17 protein-coding genes are annotated in these 16,491 nt (G+C 39.9%); 7 read left to right on the top strand and 10 right to left on the bottom strand.

From position 1 onward, the window contains the following. Positions 1–33: 33 nt before the first annotated feature. Positions 34–1,173 (top strand): sensor histidine kinase, encoded by a 1,140-nt coding sequence (locus ACFE6N_RS20415; RefSeq protein ID WP_378939543.1) that lies wholly within the window; start codon positions 34–36, stop codon positions 1,171–1,173. Here ACFE6N_RS20415 and ACFE6N_RS20420 read toward each other — a convergent pair. The 5 genes from ACFE6N_RS20420 to ACFE6N_RS20440 form a co-directional block, all read right to left on the bottom strand. Then, positions 1,166–3,685, bottom strand: coding sequence for a hypothetical protein (locus ACFE6N_RS20420; RefSeq protein ID WP_378939545.1), 2,520 nt, complete (start codon positions 3,683–3,685; stop codon positions 1,166–1,168). The genes ACFE6N_RS20415 and ACFE6N_RS20420 overlap by 8 nt on opposite strands. A gap of 169 nt (positions 3,686–3,854) precedes the next feature. After that, positions 3,855–4,682, bottom strand: coding sequence for a GLPGLI family protein (locus tag ACFE6N_RS20425; RefSeq protein ID WP_378939547.1), 828 nt, complete (start codon positions 4,680–4,682; stop codon positions 3,855–3,857). Between the two features lie 114 nt (positions 4,683–4,796). Further along, complete coding sequence (locus ACFE6N_RS20430; protein WP_378939549.1) at positions 4,797–5,009, bottom strand: hypothetical protein; 213 nt, start codon at positions 5,007–5,009, stop codon at positions 4,797–4,799. 194 nt (positions 5,010–5,203) lie between these two features. After that, on the bottom strand, positions 5,204–5,497 hold the full coding sequence (locus tag ACFE6N_RS20435; RefSeq protein ID WP_378939551.1) for a hypothetical protein: 294 nt from the start codon (positions 5,495–5,497) through the stop codon (positions 5,204–5,206). Positions 5,498–5,581: 84 nt separating this feature from the next. Next, a complete protein-coding gene (locus tag ACFE6N_RS20440) occupies positions 5,582–5,965 on the bottom strand; it encodes a DUF805 domain-containing protein (RefSeq protein WP_378939553.1) in 384 nt (127 codons plus the stop codon). Between the two features lie 277 nt (positions 5,966–6,242). Between ACFE6N_RS20440 and ACFE6N_RS20445 the strand changes: the two genes are divergently transcribed. Both ACFE6N_RS20445 and ACFE6N_RS20450 read left to right on the top strand, forming a co-directional pair. Next, complete coding sequence (locus ACFE6N_RS20445; RefSeq protein WP_378939555.1) at positions 6,243–7,487, top strand: DUF2252 domain-containing protein; 1,245 nt, start codon at positions 6,243–6,245, stop codon at positions 7,485–7,487. A gap of 195 nt (positions 7,488–7,682) precedes the next feature. Continuing rightward, a complete protein-coding gene (locus ACFE6N_RS20450; RefSeq protein ID WP_378939557.1) occupies positions 7,683–7,922 on the top strand; it encodes a hypothetical protein in 240 nt (79 codons plus the stop codon). 284 nt (positions 7,923–8,206) lie between these two features. On the opposite strand, the gene ACFE6N_RS20455 is transcribed toward ACFE6N_RS20450, so the two are convergent. After that, the gene (locus ACFE6N_RS20455) at positions 8,207–9,037 is read right to left on the bottom strand and encodes a M12 family metallopeptidase (protein ID WP_378939559.1); all 831 of its coding nucleotides are present in this window, start codon (positions 9,035–9,037) and stop codon (positions 8,207–8,209) included. A gap of 632 nt (positions 9,038–9,669) precedes the next feature. Here ACFE6N_RS20455 and ACFE6N_RS20460 point away from each other — a divergent pair. Next, entirely contained in the window at positions 9,670–11,232 is a 1,563-nt protein-coding gene (locus ACFE6N_RS20460) for an ArnT family glycosyltransferase (protein ID WP_378939561.1), read from the top strand. A gap of 22 nt (positions 11,233–11,254) precedes the next feature. On the opposite strand, the gene ACFE6N_RS20465 is transcribed toward ACFE6N_RS20460, so the two are convergent. Both ACFE6N_RS20465 and ACFE6N_RS20470 read right to left on the bottom strand, forming a co-directional pair. Then, complete coding sequence (locus ACFE6N_RS20465; RefSeq protein WP_378939563.1) at positions 11,255–11,389, bottom strand: hypothetical protein; 135 nt, start codon at positions 11,387–11,389, stop codon at positions 11,255–11,257. 43 nt (positions 11,390–11,432) lie between these two features. Continuing rightward, on the bottom strand, positions 11,433–11,888 hold the full coding sequence (locus tag ACFE6N_RS20470) for a PA2169 family four-helix-bundle protein (RefSeq protein WP_090979836.1): 456 nt from the start codon (positions 11,886–11,888) through the stop codon (positions 11,433–11,435). A 334-nt stretch (positions 11,889–12,222) separates the two neighbouring features. Here ACFE6N_RS20470 and ACFE6N_RS20475 point away from each other — a divergent pair, with 334 nt between their 5' ends. Both ACFE6N_RS20475 and infC read left to right on the top strand, forming a co-directional pair. Then, positions 12,223–12,516, top strand: coding sequence for a hypothetical protein (locus ACFE6N_RS20475; protein WP_378939565.1), 294 nt, complete (start codon positions 12,223–12,225; stop codon positions 12,514–12,516). A 189-nt stretch (positions 12,517–12,705) separates the two neighbouring features. Further along, positions 12,706–13,275 carry a translation initiation factor IF-3 gene (gene infC / locus ACFE6N_RS20480; RefSeq protein ID WP_145855008.1) on the top strand — a complete coding sequence of 190 codons (570 nt, stop codon included), beginning with the start codon at positions 12,706–12,708 and terminating at the stop codon, positions 13,273–13,275. Positions 13,276–13,604: 329 nt separating this feature from the next. Here the strand turns inward: infC and ACFE6N_RS20485 are convergent, their stop codons facing one another. Together ACFE6N_RS20485 and ACFE6N_RS20490 are read right to left on the bottom strand one after the other, a co-directional pair. After that, positions 13,605–14,438, bottom strand: a complete 834-nt coding sequence (locus tag ACFE6N_RS20485; RefSeq protein WP_378939568.1) for an alpha/beta fold hydrolase — start codon at positions 14,436–14,438, stop codon at positions 13,605–13,607. A 157-nt stretch (positions 14,439–14,595) separates the two neighbouring features. Further along, complete coding sequence (locus ACFE6N_RS20490; protein WP_378939570.1) at positions 14,596–15,075, bottom strand: hypothetical protein; 480 nt, start codon at positions 15,073–15,075, stop codon at positions 14,596–14,598. 395 nt (positions 15,076–15,470) lie between these two features. On the opposite strand from ACFE6N_RS20490, the gene ACFE6N_RS20495 reads away from it, so the two are divergent. Beyond that, the gene (locus tag ACFE6N_RS20495; protein WP_378939572.1) at positions 15,471–16,469 is read left to right on the top strand and encodes an OmpA family protein; all 999 of its coding nucleotides are present in this window, start codon (positions 15,471–15,473) and stop codon (positions 16,467–16,469) included. The last annotated feature ends 22 nt before the right edge of the window (positions 16,470–16,491 follow it).

The following is a 16,491-nucleotide window of genomic DNA, read 5'->3' on the forward strand; positions in this document are numbered from 1 at the left end:
TGGATGCTAACCTACATAGAAAGCAGCAATTGCATGAAAAAGATTTTAGACAAATTAAAGCGAAGCTCCATCCATTTTATTGTTTGGTCTGTTTTTATAATATACGAAACGCTAATTGTAGGCTTAATATTTGATATTTTTGAAAATCCGGTTACCTATCTTTTTCACTATATTGTGATAATCGTTTTTTTTTATGGTTTTTCTGACCTGGGCTTACCCTGGTCGTTCAGGAAAAATCTGCAAGCGTTTTGGAGGTTACCTTTAATAATATTGCTTAGTCTGGCCGCTTATGTTTTTTTTCACTACGTGACCAATTTATTGCTGATCTACATCAATGTAATTACGGTTAGGCGTCCATATCTTTTAGATCAGCAGTTTATCTTGAAGAATATCTACCGTGGCATATATTTTATGTTTTTTTCAATAGGCTATTTTGTTTTTAAAAAAACACAGGTAGAAAAACGCGAAAAAGAACAATTAAAGAAGCTCCATCTGCACAACATTATCAAACAGCAAAAAACCAAGCAGGAACTTGTAAGATCCCACAATTCCATGTTAAAAGCGCAGATAGCCCCCCATTTCCTCTTCAATACCCTCGATTTTATATACCATACGATGGAGCATAATGTGCAGTTAGCTTCCGATGCTGTTATCCATCTTTCCAGAATAATGCGTTTCGCAATCGATTCGGATCATATGGGCGAAGTTATCCCCTTGGGAGCAGAGATCAAACATGTCGAAACACTATTTTCATTATATCAATTACGAAATACCAAAACATTAATACGGTTAAATTATTCTCCGGAAATCGTTTCACTTCCATTCATCCCTCTCGTATTATTGACCCTGGCTGAAAATATGATCAAGCATGGAGAATTTTCAGATCCACAGCAACAGGCTGTTGTCAATTTTTTATATAAAAACGACACTTTAACTATTACCACAAGGAATATGCAGACAAAAAACATCAATATTCATTCTGGTAAATCGGGTTTAGACAATATAAAAAAGCGTCTCGAATATAAATATGGAACACAGGTTTCATTAAAATACTCGGTCCTGAACGATGTTTTTATTTTAATCTTAATTGTTCCGGGAATTAAAAGAAATCATTTGTCAGATGACACTAATGCCCCCGATATCCCTGCATTAAATATTTCAAACCTTACCTAAAGTTAAACTTTACTGCGAATACTAATTGAGATGGACGGAGTTTAAATACATCTTCAGTTGTTTGATTTTCATTTACTATCAATTGCCTATAACTATTCGCATTTAGGATATTTGCCCACTTCAAATCAAAATCTATTTTTCTTTTAGCCCATGAAAATCGATACCCAACATCTAAAAAAGAATTTATGAAGGTGTTACCTAAAAAACTATACTTGAACTGATCAAAGCTTACATCCAGATTATGGTTCAAAAACGGAGAAATAAATAATTGAGACTTTTGCGAGAAAGAATTAATCCTCGTTATATTAAAATTATTTCTCACACGATTGAAAGATGCTATTGCATAATAGTCTATATTGAGCCACTTTAATTTGTTATAGTTTAGTTTCAAACTTATGGATTGAGCATGGCTATGGCTATGGAGAAAGTTGTCGTTGACGTAACTATTCGTATTCCCATTGCTAATGAGATAAGTAAATAAGGTATTGATTTTTTGTTCGGAAAAGAATTTGCCCAGCGTTATTTGATAATTGGTAAAGTGCTGTGGATTCTCCATATTAAGAGCCTCAAGAACCTGTTGTCCATTCTCATAAACTTTTCTGTTAAAAATAACATTTCCCAGCTTACTTGAGTAGCTATAACCTATGTTGAAGGATGTATTGTCGAGTACATTCTCATAAACAAGATTGGTTCCTAAATTTTGTGTTTTGGTTCTTGAAATGTCGGAGCCGTAAGCATTCAGATCCAATCCGCTTAATATATAACCAGGATAGAGGGTTTCCAGCGTTGCAAAATCATTACTAACTGCTGCTGTAGCAACGATCTTATATCTATTAAAGAACCGATATTCCGATTGCAGACTAGGCTCAAAAGTGTTGACATGCAGATCCTTACGAAATTCATATTGTCTGGAAAGTGCAGTGATATTATTAAGTTTAGCTGGAAATGCCGCAAGAATTTTAAGTTTTTTTCCGTTGTAATTGATGTCGATAGATGCAAATGACGTAAAAACGTTATAAACGATGTTGTTGATGTATTTATCTGCCGATGTTTGAGTAGCGTTTATACCCGAAATTCCTGAACGTAGGGAACTGCGGCCAGCTTGTAAACCGAACTTAGGTGTTAAGGTAATATCATTGAAAGAGAGTGACGACGACAAGGTATTTTTTGTCTCGCTTTTTCTTAGATATAGATCCTGAACTATCAAATCAGATGTTACGAAAGACATATCAGGGAAATACAACGACGTTACAGGCGAAACCTGATACTGCTGCCATGCGTTTGAAAAATTAATATACGACTGTAAACTGACTGAATATTTTTTCTCGGTTCCGATCGGGATAATTGCGCTCAGAGAATTTTGCAACGCATATTCAGGGGAGTTAAGATACTGTTCAATTGAAGATTTACCAAACCTAATGTTTCCAATATCATTAGATCTGTCATGTTTGAAAAACAAAATGTTCTTTAAAAAATTGCTATCGGTGTTTTGTGTCAGAATGAGCCTTGCGTTTATCTGTTGTTTACCCAGTCGGGTTAAGCTAGAACGCCCATATGAGATCGTGCTTTGCTGATTGCCGTAGGAATCAAATTGTTTGATAATCGTTTCTTGCCCTCCCTCCTGCTCAATTCTATCGTTCAGATAACTTACATTTCCACTTAACTCCATTTTTTTTGTCAGGTTGAACAACAGATTAGCCGATGCGGCATGTGTTCTGTTAAACAGATACCGCTCCTGGGCTATGGTTGGAAAAGTAGATTGAGATATGCTAATCCACTTATTATCGGTGGCCTCTTTAGTTATACCTTCCGAAACATCCATCACACCTAGATTATTCATCTCTTTAGTTATATCTTCACCAATGTTGTTTGATTTGTAGTTTAATAAAGATTGATATTTTTTGCTAAACACCATGGGTGTAAGCTTAGTTTGCCAAGCGAGCGGACTAAATCCGGCACCTATTTCCCCTCTTCCCGTTGTGGTTACATTTTTCTTTAATTTAATATTAATGGCAGCACGAGGTGAATACAGTTTATCCTTTAGAAGTCTGATGGGTTGATGGTTTGGAAGTATTTCTAATTTATCGATATCAATATTTGGTAGCGAATTCGTTATAATCCCGTAGTTGCCAGCCATAAGATCCTTTCCTTCAATATAAAATTTATTAATTGCCAATCCCTGATACCTGATCTGGCCATTAGCGCTCACTTCTATACCGGGTACTTTTTTAAGAACATCTCCCAGAGTACGGTCCTGTAAGCTTGCAAAGGAATTTAAATCATAACTTAGCGTATCTCCTTTCTTCACAATCGGTGGTTTCCTAACGTCAACTTCAGCAAGTTCGATTACCTTTTGCCGTAAATTAAAATTTAACTGTTGGGTTTGGTTTTCAATCGATTGATAAAAGGTTTCATAATTCATTGCTTTTACGGCCAATTGCAGTTTCTTAGCTTTCGAAACAAAAGAAAGTCTGAACCTACCTTCCGAATCGCTTAATACGAATGAAATCACGGTACTATCAGCAGGTACTATTACACTGATTGATCCGTGAGCAATAGGTTCCCCGCTCGGTGAAAGTAACCTTCCCGAAAGGATAGTTTGACTCCTAGCTAAAAATGATAATAGAAATATGAGCAGAAAAAGGGTACATCTCAACATTGTGCTATTGAATTCCCAGAGGTTAAGGCAGTAATTCTATAGGATTGTTATCCCTCATACGCTTCTTATCCATGCCATCCTGCATGCGCTTGAAATACTCTGGACCCCGTCCTTCAATTTGAACGTTTTTAAACATTGCTGTTGTATATTTTCCCGTACGGTACAACTCCAAAAACTTTGCTTTGCTAACTTTTAGCACATTATCCATTGGAACCCGGGGATAAGCAATTTGCTCTTTTTTAAACTTTACAAGTTCATATCGATAGCTACCAGTAGCATCGGCTATTTCTATGATTAATCCAGGCAAACCGTAAAATTTATATGGCCCGAAGGGAAAAGTATAATCATTAGCATACCAGGCAATCCATTTGCGTCCAAACAAAACAGTCTCCGCCCTTGTGCAAGAAATGTTATTGATTCTTTTTGTCTGGTTTTTGATTTGCCATTTAGGCAATATAGTCTCTGTATATTGAGGACTGGTTGGTACACTTAAATTAGCAACAGTAGTAACGGTAACCTGTTCTTTGTTAAGATCTGTAACAATATACTCTTCAAAATTGGAAGGGTATTTCATTCCAATGGCAATACGCTCATTTTGAGGCCTATCCTTATAATTACTTGTCTTTCTAATACTGTCAAGAAGAAATCTGGATACAGACCTGAAACCTGAAATTCGCTGATTAAACATCAGTAACATGTATTCAGACTTTGGCTGAGCCTGCAGACTATCTGATTTGAAGTAGAACTTATACTGGGCGCTCCATTCAAACTTATCATTATCTTTAGATTGAGCTAAAGATATTTTAGCCATTAAGAGGATGAAAAAGCCAAAAAAAAATGGTTTCAACATTGATTTAGATTTCTTTCAAGGTAACTGATACCTCAAATAATTACAATATGATCATTAATTTAAGAAAAAGTAAATTTCTTCATGGCAACGAAGCCATGAAGAAACATAGGTAAATTAACGGGTAATTTCTACCGAGTCCGGTGTTTCATTACAGTCAGCCTCATTGATAGAATTCATCATTGAAGTTAATGTGGCGTCACTCCAGTTCTGATCACTGATGATTTGCACAGTAGTGCCACAAGTGGTGTGAAAAGTGTACCTTGTTTTAGCGAAAGACGCTGCCATGATTGAGAAAAACAGTACGGTGGTTAATAACACTTTTTTCATTTCTTTTTTATTTTGAGGTTAACAATAAATAATTATTCATATTTATTGTTTTTATTAAAACCTATCAAATTTGCTATATAGAACAGTATATTTTCTATATATAATAACTTTTTACAGGGACGGCTTTTTAAGGAACATAGCATTACCCTTTGTCTTCTCACAACCAATATGGCGATATTCTTCGTGACATCATTTCAGGTTGTCCAATCGATTACCCCCCTCAAGTTGTTCCCTTTGTATACAATCTTAAAACTACCCTTATTTGGCAACAGTTCTTTTGTGATGTAATTTACCGCTCTGCCTTCCATTTCTGTTTTCATATTACTGTACAAAGTGGTAATACTACGGAGAAAAGATTCACCACCCCTCGCAGCTATGCAGTTTTTAACAATGGCAATTGGATCAGGCTTTGCAGCCTCCTGAGCCGGGAGCGTAGTGCCAAAAATGGTAAATAACAGTAAAATGGATATCGTTTTTGGAAACTTCATGTTTTTTACGGGTCGAACGTTTTATTTTAAATGATTGGGTTTATTTATCGTGTTGATTTTGGTCTTGTTTTATTCCTGAAAAGCTTACACTCGATCATGCTCCCCTGCCGCAATCGTTTTGCCGGTTTTAAAGTCATATCCAAATGCATCATAACGCTCATTACCTTCGCCCTTCGGATTATCACCGTACTCATTGGGACCAAAATCTCCGGGCGAAAAAAACATCATCAGCATGTAAAAAGGTACCAATTGCCACCAGCCTGATTTACCTAAGTCATGGCAGCGTTTCGCACCCTGCGACATCAACAAATAGATTGGCAATAATTTTGTAAATTCAATCCAGCTACCAACTGACTTATTATTCTCCACAATCAGCACAAAAAAATGAACAATAAAATAAAAGATTTGGGTTAAGGCAAATTCCGTACGGCGGATTCTGCCATAAAAAGAAAAGGGATCTTTGAACATAGAGAGGCGTTATTTCTTTACGAGTTTAAATTTGAATAAAAATACTGATTATTAGAAAAGATGTCAAACATTTATTTCTCAGAAATCAGATGAAATAACCGGTTTATCATTAACGGTCACCAAAAATCCAATAACGGCTGCAAAAGGCCAATAAATGGTGTTTACTGCCGCTAACAGCGCAAATGAAAGTTAAAAAATGCCTTGCTGGCTACAACGCTGAGCACAAAGCCAAAACCATTATGCCCATCAGGTTGTACTAGCTATAAGTGATAAATATATGTCAGAACATTCAGATAAAATAAAAGCATTCAACAAAAACCGATTGCCCTCAATCACCAGGCTTAAATACAGCGCAATGCTCGAAAATGCATTCAGGTTCTACCGCGGTACCTGCCATCTTTTCTACGAAAGGATTGCTGAACTAAAAGCAATGCCCAAATCGCCGGTTGGCTGGATCAGCGGCGACCTGCACCTGGAAAATTTTGGCAGTTATAAAGGTGATAACAAACTGGTATACTTTGATCTCAACGATTTCGATGAAGCAGTAAAGGCACCGGTACTCTGGGAAGTGGTGCGTCTGGTGACCAGCATTTTTATTGCTTTCCAAACCCTGGAGATCGATGGGGAACAAGCCATGAATATGGCTGCACTATTCCTGAAAAGCTATGGTACCACCCTGATTGGTGGAAAGGCCATGGACCTGGATCCCAGAACATCCAAAGGCATTACCGGTGATTTTCTAAAACGTGCGGAACGGAGTTCTGCAGACGAGCTATTGCAGAAAAGGACATTAAAAAAAGGGCGGAAACTGCTGCTGGATACCAGCGATGAACGGCACTTTAAACTAAAAAAAGAATTAAAAGCCGAATTAATCAACCACATGGAAAACTGGTTGTCGAACAACAACGATAGCCCATATAACTACCGGGTGAAAGATGTTGTTTACCGACTTGCCGGAACAGGAAGCCTGGGACAAAAACGGTACCTCTTTCTGCTTAAAAGCATACGCAAAAAAGACCGCTACCTGCTTATTGACATGAAACAAGCCTACCCATCCTCCCTCTCCCCTTATCTGGATATTCTGCAACCTAAATGGGAAAATGAGGCTCAACGCATTGTTTCCGTGCAGAAACGCATGCAACATGTTTCGGCATCACTGCTTTCTACTGCAACGTTCAAAGGCGAAGATTACGTTGTTCAGGAATTACAGCCCGTAAAAGACACCCTGAAGTTTAAACTCATCAAAGAAGAATACCGTAAGCTTTACCAGGTAATTGATGATATGGGCATGCTTACCGCATCCTCGCAACTCAGGAGTTCGGGCATGGATGGTTCTGCTACAAAAGATGAGCTGAAAGCTTTTGCCATCAAGGCAGGTTGGCAGCAACAAATCCTTAATATCGCCACCGAACAGGCCGCCCTCGTATGTGCAGATTACGGCGCCTTTCAGCAGGATTACAGAAACGGCGCCTATGAAAGCCAGCCAATGGGCAGAACGAGAACTGAGCCGGCAATGGATTAAAGCCTGTCTTCCTTATGTACATTTTGATGCCCGTAACTGTTTATGGGCAATTTACAAACCTGGCCACATAAAAAGGGCTGCTTAAAACAGGAATACAAGCCAAAGAACAAGCATTTTGAGTATCGTCCAAACCAAACAGCAATAAATTTGTCTTACAATAGCGCCTGCACCAAATGCAGACCAACAGTTACTACTATGGAAAACTTAACATTATCTGAAAATGCAAAAGGGTTTATGGATTACGCTATAGACACCATAAATGCCATGGATGGTGCTCCAGAGCACAATGCAGCACAAAAAGATGAGGTGATCACCAGGATCAGTACGCTTAAAAATTTATTAGGTGAACTGGAACAGTCTTACCTTGAAAATACGCCAACTGATACGGCTCCACCTGTGGACCCCGAATATATTGCAGCTGCCGGACACAGTTAAACACATCATCAGCTATCATCCTGGCAACAAAAGGTATTTAGCGAAGGTGAAAAAATGATGTCATTCGCTAAGCTTAACGATTTTTTTATTCCGCTGATAAAACCTGACATTTTTTTTTCACCAGGCACAATAAATAGCAAAAAATTACGCTTATATATCTGAGAGCGTTAATTTAGATTAAACGGGAAACTATCTTAGGATAGGTTCCCGTTTTTCATTTCCCGGGTAATTAAATGCCATGCGACATTTTAACATCGGTTTAAGCAATTGACAAAAATCGAATACTAAATCCCATAAATAGTTTTTACCCAGCTGGCATCTTTGGTGGATGGTGATTTTGTACCACTCCATGAATTATCGATCCAGGTAGAACCGTCTAACCTGGTCGTGGTTGGAAGACTGCTGTTTATTGCACCATATCCATTGTATGATCCATAAAGCATAATAGAACTGATATCAAATGTTGTCCCTCCATAATTCATACCTGTAAGTTTATTATAACCCGATTGAGCTGATGCACTTATATTGTCCCATTTTACTAAAATATAGGAGTCACGGTCTGCACGTAGCTGCTCGTGGTGTAACCCGATAGCATGGCCTAACTCATGAACAACAATACCTTTAGCTTCCGGATTGGAAAGATTCATCGTAGCCCCGCTAACATAACCTACCGTGCAATTATTTACACTGCCCGGCTGTATAGTCAGGTAGTAGCCAGAAGTTACGGCTTCAAATATAATCCCTGATTTTGCAGTCCAGTCGGCCATGGCGGTTAATATTGTATTGGTCTGCGTAGTGGTAAATCCGGCTGCAAATCGATAGGAAACTTTATGGTTTGGCCACTTGTATGCCCCGGCTGGCCCGTGTCCCTCAGTTGTCACTTCCGGCAGTTTTGTAGTGATTTGTTCATCCGGAATGACCATATCGCCGTTGAAGATATTTTTACCGTCAATTCGTTCATAACTGATCAACGATCCCAAATAATAGCCCTGCCTTATTTCCGAAGCTTTTTTTTCTACCGAAACATTTACTTCATCGTTACTCGTCTTTTTACAGGCCTGAGCAAGTAACAGCGATCCCGCTAATAATAGCATAAATAGTTTTGTGTTTTTCATAATATTGATTTTGTAGATTTAATACTAACTTAATGTATTTATTCAATATTATAAAATATTTTTTTTAACGACATCGTTAAGTTGTCAGCTGATTTTTGGCAAAATGAATGGAATGCAGCTATAATCTCAAACCATATAATTTCCTACCAAATCATGAAGATGCCCGGGCAAGCTGAACATGACGATACCCGCAAATTTATCTTTTTGCCAGCGCTAAACCTGTTATGTTGACACAGGCTCGTTTTTTATTTCTGACCTTTAGTTATCCAATTTACCAAACTCCCTTACACAGCAATGTTTGTGATTTTACTCATCATGATACCTAGCTAAACACGATGTTGTATTCACGTAACCCAAACATTTCTCTAATAATAGCAGCACAGCGATCCTAAAATTTATACAGGCCATACCGGCAATGGGAAAATAGCCCGGATTACTTACTTTACAGTCTGCACAAAAGTTTTGCGCATAAGCAACCATGTACCATCTTTGTTGGTCTGCGCTGAAATAGTCAAAATCTGAATATTCATACCTGAATTACATCCTTTTTAAACCAATTTACCCCTTTGCTGTTATCATAGATATGAATCTGCAGCATCGAAATCAATACGCTACCCAATTTCCCCTTTTCAATGGTTAATATTTCCGGTAGCCAGGATTTATCACGCAGCATCTGGAGACCTCATCTCCTGATTATATTCTTCGGAATCTTAAAATTGTTGATCCATTTAATTGCCTTAAAAGGATATGGCTATCATGCTGATGAAATTTATTACGTTGAACTTGGAAAGGAATGGCAATGGGGTTTCCCTGATATATCACCATTTGTAACCTGGATTGCGCATGTATCAAATCTGCTTTTCGGTTCATCTTTAACCGGCTACCGAATCCTGCCTTGCCTTTTCTCTGCTGCAACCGTCGCAATGACGGGCTATATGACTTACTTCCTGGGCGGAAAACGTTTGGCCATCATCATCGCTTGCTCTGCAATCATTTGTTCACCTGCATTTTTAGCAACTTCCTATCTCCTGCAACCGGCCGTATTTGATGAGTTCTTCTGGACCCTCCTATCCTTCGCCCTCATCGCCTACCATAAAAGCCGTAAAACTCCTTTCCTTTGGCTTATGGCAGTGGCACTGGCGTTCGGCATACTAAACAAGTATAGCATCCTGTTATTGGTGTTTTCAGCACTCATTGCCTGGTTAATCTGCGGGCAGCGAACCAATGTTGCCCACTGGAAAAAGCTATTGCCACCTGCCCTTGTTTTCCTGTTGATTTTAGCACCACATATCGTCTGGCAAATAGAACAAGGCTTTCCTATTTTTAAATTCACAGCCGAAGTAGCGAAGACGAACTTTGACGTTGACCTCAGCGATTACCTGCTGCAACTGTTTTTTTTTCATGGCGCATCGGTAGCGGTATGGTCTGCAGGCCTGATTTTTCTGATCACCAACCCGAAAAGTAAAGAATACTTATTTCTGGGCATCGCATCTTTAATGGTCATTGCGGTACTATCCGTATTAAAGGGCAAGCTCTATTACGGACTGGGGCTCTTCCCCCTGCTATTTGCTAACGGTGGATATTGCTGGGAGCGCATGTTAAATCACTTTAAAACCGCTTATCAATTCACTTTTACCGGCATGCTTTATGTTTTTGCACTGCTCAGCCTTCCGGTGGTTATTCCTATATTTTCTGTTAACGGTAATCAATTTTACCTGTCTGAAATGGTCAGGCTAACTGGTTTTTCCCGACCGCTTCGTTATGAGGATGGCTCTTATGGTAAAATGCCACAGTTTTTTGCCGACATGACAGATTGGGAACACCTGACCACCAGAGTAGCAGCAGTTAGCCGGCAACCGGGTACATTCGGTAAAGCCAGCGTAATTTTAACTAATGATTATGCCATCGCCGGCGCCTTAAAACACTACGGTAATGCAGCGCTGCCCCTGGTAATATCGGCAAAAAACAGCTTTCTTAACCAGTCGCCAAAAAACCTGAACCAGCACACCATCATTTACCTCACTAAATCAACCGGGCCTGACATTCTGCTTATTGCAGATCAGGTAACCCTTATGGATACCATATACTCAAAAAATTCCCATATCAACGGAATACGGATTTACAGGCTATCGCTTCCCAGCAAGGCGTTTAAACAACAATACGCCAGAGATCGGCTGATGTTCGTAAAAAGCTGAGGGGCAGCACCAGCCTCTTACTTTATTTCACCGTTCCATCCAGTCTGCCGTGATGCAGCTGCATCTTACTTTTAGGTTCGAATAAATGAGGATGATACCTGTTGCCATAAAGGCTAACCATTCTTTTTACCTTTGGTGCCAATACAAAAAAAGCCATCAATTTAATTTTGACGGCTTTTATCTTTAAAAAATTCAATCGCTTAAGCGTGGGCATCACGCAATGCTTTGATTGCATCATGGCTGGTATTAATGCCTTCCTGTTGTTTTAACAATACCGATCTAACATTTTCTCCAAGCTCATTTTCTGCAAGTGCATCACGGTATGCTTTTTTAATCGCATCTTCACCGCGTTCACATTCCGCCAGGATACTGTGTCTGTCATCACCACCGAAGGTTGCTTTAATATCAATCCATGCCCTGTGCAAAGTTCCTAAAATAGTATTTCCAGTGTCAGGAGTTTCAGCATTTCTGCCTACCAGCCCGGCCAGTTCTATCACGTTGTCGCGGCTATCAGATGATAGTTTTTCAAAAGTTGCCTTTAAATCAATGTTTTCTTCTTTTAAATCGGCTGCTGCTTTATCAAAACCATCTGCTCTATCATTGTTGATCTGAATAAGGTCGTTTAAGATTTCAACTGTTTTTTCTGTATTTTCCATAGTTAAATATAATTTCTAAATACAACAGGGTGCGCATAAATATGTTTGGATCAAACGAAATAAATCTTAAAACCCACACGTGTTTTGCTTCAGCCCGTTCCTGATTATTGCATCACACGCCTATCATATATCGCTAATCAAATTCAAACCAGCAGGGAGCGCCAGCACCTGCCTTCCTGTGTAAGTCAGTTACCATCCATTACGCTCAATAAATGTGGCAGGAAAGCGCAGAAGATGCCAAATGGCATATCAGAAAGCGCTCACATGAAGTCTGGTTTAACAGCAAAAAATATATTTTTTTTAAACTTTTTAGCTTTCTATTCGTCTGTTTTATATGATAGAAACACAAGAAACCTTTAATTTCACCACAATGCCCTTTATCAGTGGCATTTTAGCGCTAATTTTCGGGGCATTTATTTTCATCTTCGCCATCTGGCTAAAAAACAAACGCAGAAAACTAACCGGAATCAACGGGTTTACCTGCGCAGACAGGATGGTAAACACCAGGAGCACAGAAAAACTATTGCAGTTTTTAGCCCTTGTGCTGCTGATCTCAGGTTTTATGCTCATTACCTTCGAAGCGATGAGGATTGAAGACAAGGTGATGACCGAAGAGACGACCAGCTAAAAAGACGTAACGGCTGAGTCAGGGTTTTACCCCCATCCTTGTGCCTGGTTCTGCAGCGGAAATACAAAAGTACTTACAGCGTCATGATTTCGCTATCAGCTTGCTTAGCTCCGCTAAAAAGGCTATATTACCATTATTGTCCAGATTAACTGCTCCGTTAACAGAATTTTTCACTAAAACTTTTCAAATTTGGCATTAAAAAAAGCAGGATTTTACAGGGGGCCACGCTTGCCCTTCAGAAAAAAAGAAGCAGAACATAAAATAAATGAGCTAATTACCGCACCAGAGGTGCGTTTAACGGGCGACAATGTTGAAACCAACATTTACCCGCTCACGCAGGCACTCCAAATGGCTAAAGAACTGGATCTGGATCTGGTTGAAATCTCGCCGAAAGCCATCCCACCCGTTTGCCGGATCATCGACTACAGTAAATTTCTTTACGAACAGAAAAAGAAACAAAAGGAGATTAAAAGTAAAGCCAAACAGACCATCATCAAAGATATCCGTTTCGGCCCGAATACTGACGATCACGATTTTCAATTTAAACTTAAACACGCCGTTTCCTTTCTGGAAAGCGGCGAAAAGGTACGTGCCTTTGTTCACTTTAAAGGCCGTTCAATTGTATATAAAGACCAGGGCGAAATTTTATTGCTGCGATTTGCGCAAGGCCTGGAAGAAGTAGGCAAGGTTGAACTATTGCCAAAACTCGAAGGTAAAAGGATGTTTCTTACCCTGGCCCCCAAAACGGCGAAAAAATAAAGTCGCAATCTGAATTTCAGGATTTAATTGCCTGGCAACCTTTCACCAGCGGTTATTCTCAACCAGACGGCTATTTAAAGCTAAGCCTGGCTAGCCGCTGCAATGGCCCGTTCCGGGCTTAAAACAATCAGCTTATGGCTTTTGTAAACCGCCTTCACCAATAGTCGGCTGCTATAGAATAGCATGCAAACCATCATTCTGTTGCTGCCGGTAAATAATGGGCTGAAGATGTTAGATTAAACCGTTAGCGGTACATCCGCTACCATCTTTTCATTGAGCAGTAAATTGTTCAGGCAGGGCGGTTTCGTTCCTGCCTGATTACGTAAAGGTTACTTACGTATAAAATCAATCAGATCTGCATTCAACCGGTCTTTTGCAGTAATAAAAAGGCCATGTGGCTCACCCTCATAAACCAGATATTCTGCATGAGGCAAAAGCCTAGCAGCCTGCTCGCCGGTGGCTCTAATTGGCACGGTCTGGTCTTCATCTCCATGGATGATCAGTGTAGGTACCTGTATCGACGACATTTCGGCCCTCAAATCTGTAGAAGAAAATGCTGCTGCCGAAGACAGGGTCGACTTTAAGGTGGCCTGCATTGCAATGTTCAGGTCAGTGGCCAGCCTTTCGCTGCTTACTGGTTTATTAAGTAGTCCCTGCCCATAAAACTGTTTGGAAAAAGTGCCTAAAAAGCCGGGGCGGTCGTCAATAAGCCCTGCTGTAATCTCATCTATTTTCTCCTGCGGCACGCCATCCGGATTGTCGGGCGTTTGTAGCATAAAGGGCGCGATAGAACTGATCAAAATGGCTTTCGAAATGCCTTTACCACCATGTTTGCTAAAGTAGCGCACCACTTCTCCGCCACCCATTGAAAATCCGGCCAGTACCGCGTTTTCCAGGCCAAGCTCATCAACCAGTGCCTTTAAATCATCAGCCAGTGTATCATAATCGTAACCTGTTAGTGGTTTGTCTGATTTACCAAAGCCTCTTCTGTCATAGCTGATTACCCTGAATCCGGCATCGGTAAGCGCGGTAGACTGGTAGTCCCACATCTGGTGATCGAGTGGCCAGCCGTGGATCAGGATTACCGGTGTACCCGTACCCAGATCTTGATAGTGCAGGTTAATTTCTTCGCCATTTGCGGATGTTGTTTTTACGAATTTCATAGGTTTTTAATTTTATTGATTTTTTAAAGCATACAGATGGAGAACAGCCGCTGGCAGGCAATGTTTTTAATTTTCAATCCATCCCTCCTAAATTCACAAAACCAGTGGTTGTTGCAAACTCCGCTCTCGTATATTTTTAGGCAATAAAGAAGATCGGCTACAGTTTCTTAAATTCTATTTCCATTGTTTCCTTTCTAATCGTGCCCTCCTGGTCATCTGGCAACTTGCGTTCCAGAAACAGTTTCATATTGCTTTGATCAACAACGTTCACATTGAAATCATAATCCGTGTCAATAATCAGTTTTGATTTACCGTTCGCATCGATAGCTACCTGGTAAGCAAATGTCTTTTCCCTCCCGCCGTCATTCTGGTAAAGGATATCATTATCCCTAAAATCCCAAACCGGAGCAGGTTTAGTTCCTGATAAATCTTCCTGGTTAATCACCTGGCCATTGGCGCCGTAGTAGGTAATTAAGCCTTTAGATAATTCCCATTTACCCAACACTTTGCGCTTTAGCGTGGCGGCAGTTTCCGGCTGCTCCTCCCCTGCACCATTTTTCTTACAAGATGAAACCATCAATACCGAGCTAAGCAGCAGGGTTAAAAAAAGCAATGTTTTCTGTATCTCTTTTTTCATAAATTATTTTTAACCACTAACATCCATTTCTATAAAATGTTTGTCACAACGGTTACGCAATGCATTGAATCAGTTAAAAGGTTATGCGCTGGAACTGCAATCAACTAATTCAAATTTTACCTTCTGAAAACGATTTTGGATAGCATCATGTTGCATAATCAGTGCAGGAAATCATTGGGTAAAAAGTGGTTTAATTGCAGTATTTTTTTCTACTGGTATTCCGGTATTTTTCAGTATTAAGGGAAGATACCGGTGTGGATTTGTAACGATGTTTAACTTTTACAGCTAAATTCGCTACAGCATTTTTGGTCAAATCGGGAAATTAAATCCCTTTTTACACCATAAAGGCAATTTTGTAAGTTGACATTTTACCCTTAACTAAAATTCATGTACCGATGAAAAAAATTGGATTTTTATTCGCACTGGCCGCTATTGTTATCTCCTGTAAGCAAAAGCCGAAAGAAAATAACGTACAGGCTGCTCAACAGGAGGAACCAGCAGCCCGGCAACAGGTTATACCAGACACTACACCAACATTTAGCTTCGAAACCATACCTTACACCAGGGCCGATCTTGGCGTATTTCCGTTTTTCACTTTGCCCAAAGGACTTGCAGAAATGAACAAACCCCTGCTGAATGATTTCGACATTTGCTTCTTCCCCATTAACGGGGTGATGAAAGGCTTTGAAGGCAAATTATACAAGGCTAACATCACGGGTCAGGAGGGAACAAAATTCTCTCAGCACTATTTTGAAAGCAGCGTAGACAATTACCTTAAATCCGTGGGCGCTGTTAAAGTTTACTCCGGAACCATTACAAGTGAGGAATATGAACGTTACCATAAACAAGATCCGAATAAAGGTGACGAAGGAGACATTGGCTATGACGGAGACCAAATTAATGTTTATGCCATCCGAAGTAAAGAACAAGGGAATATCCTGGTGCAGTATTCAGCTACAAATGTTGGCGCGAAGCTGAATATCCTGCAACAAAAAGCACTTACCCAAACCATTGGCAAGATCACCGCTGACTCCATCATAAAGGATCTAGCTCAACGTGGAAAGTCTATTCTGTATATTCATTTCGATACCGATCAATCCGGCATCACAACTGCTGGTTCAGCAACCGTAAATCAAATTGCCGAAGCCCTAAACAAAGATCAAAACCTGAAAATCAGCATCGAAGGGCATACCGATAATACAGGTGAGGCCGCCCACAACAAAAAATTGTCGGCTGATCGGGCCAATGCCGTAATGGCCGCGCTGATTAAGCTTCATATCGCAAAGTCGCGACTGTCGGCCAGGGGTTTCGGGGCTGAACGCCCTCTGGTGGCCAATGATTCTGAAGAGAACAAAGCAAAAAACCGAAGGGTTGAGTTGGTTAAAGTCAACTAACAGGGAAATTTAATTGGCCTGA

This window comes from Pedobacter sp. BG31 (assembly GCF_042464845.1).
GTDB lineage: Bacteria > Bacteroidota > Bacteroidia > Sphingobacteriales > Sphingobacteriaceae > Pedobacter > Pedobacter suwonensis.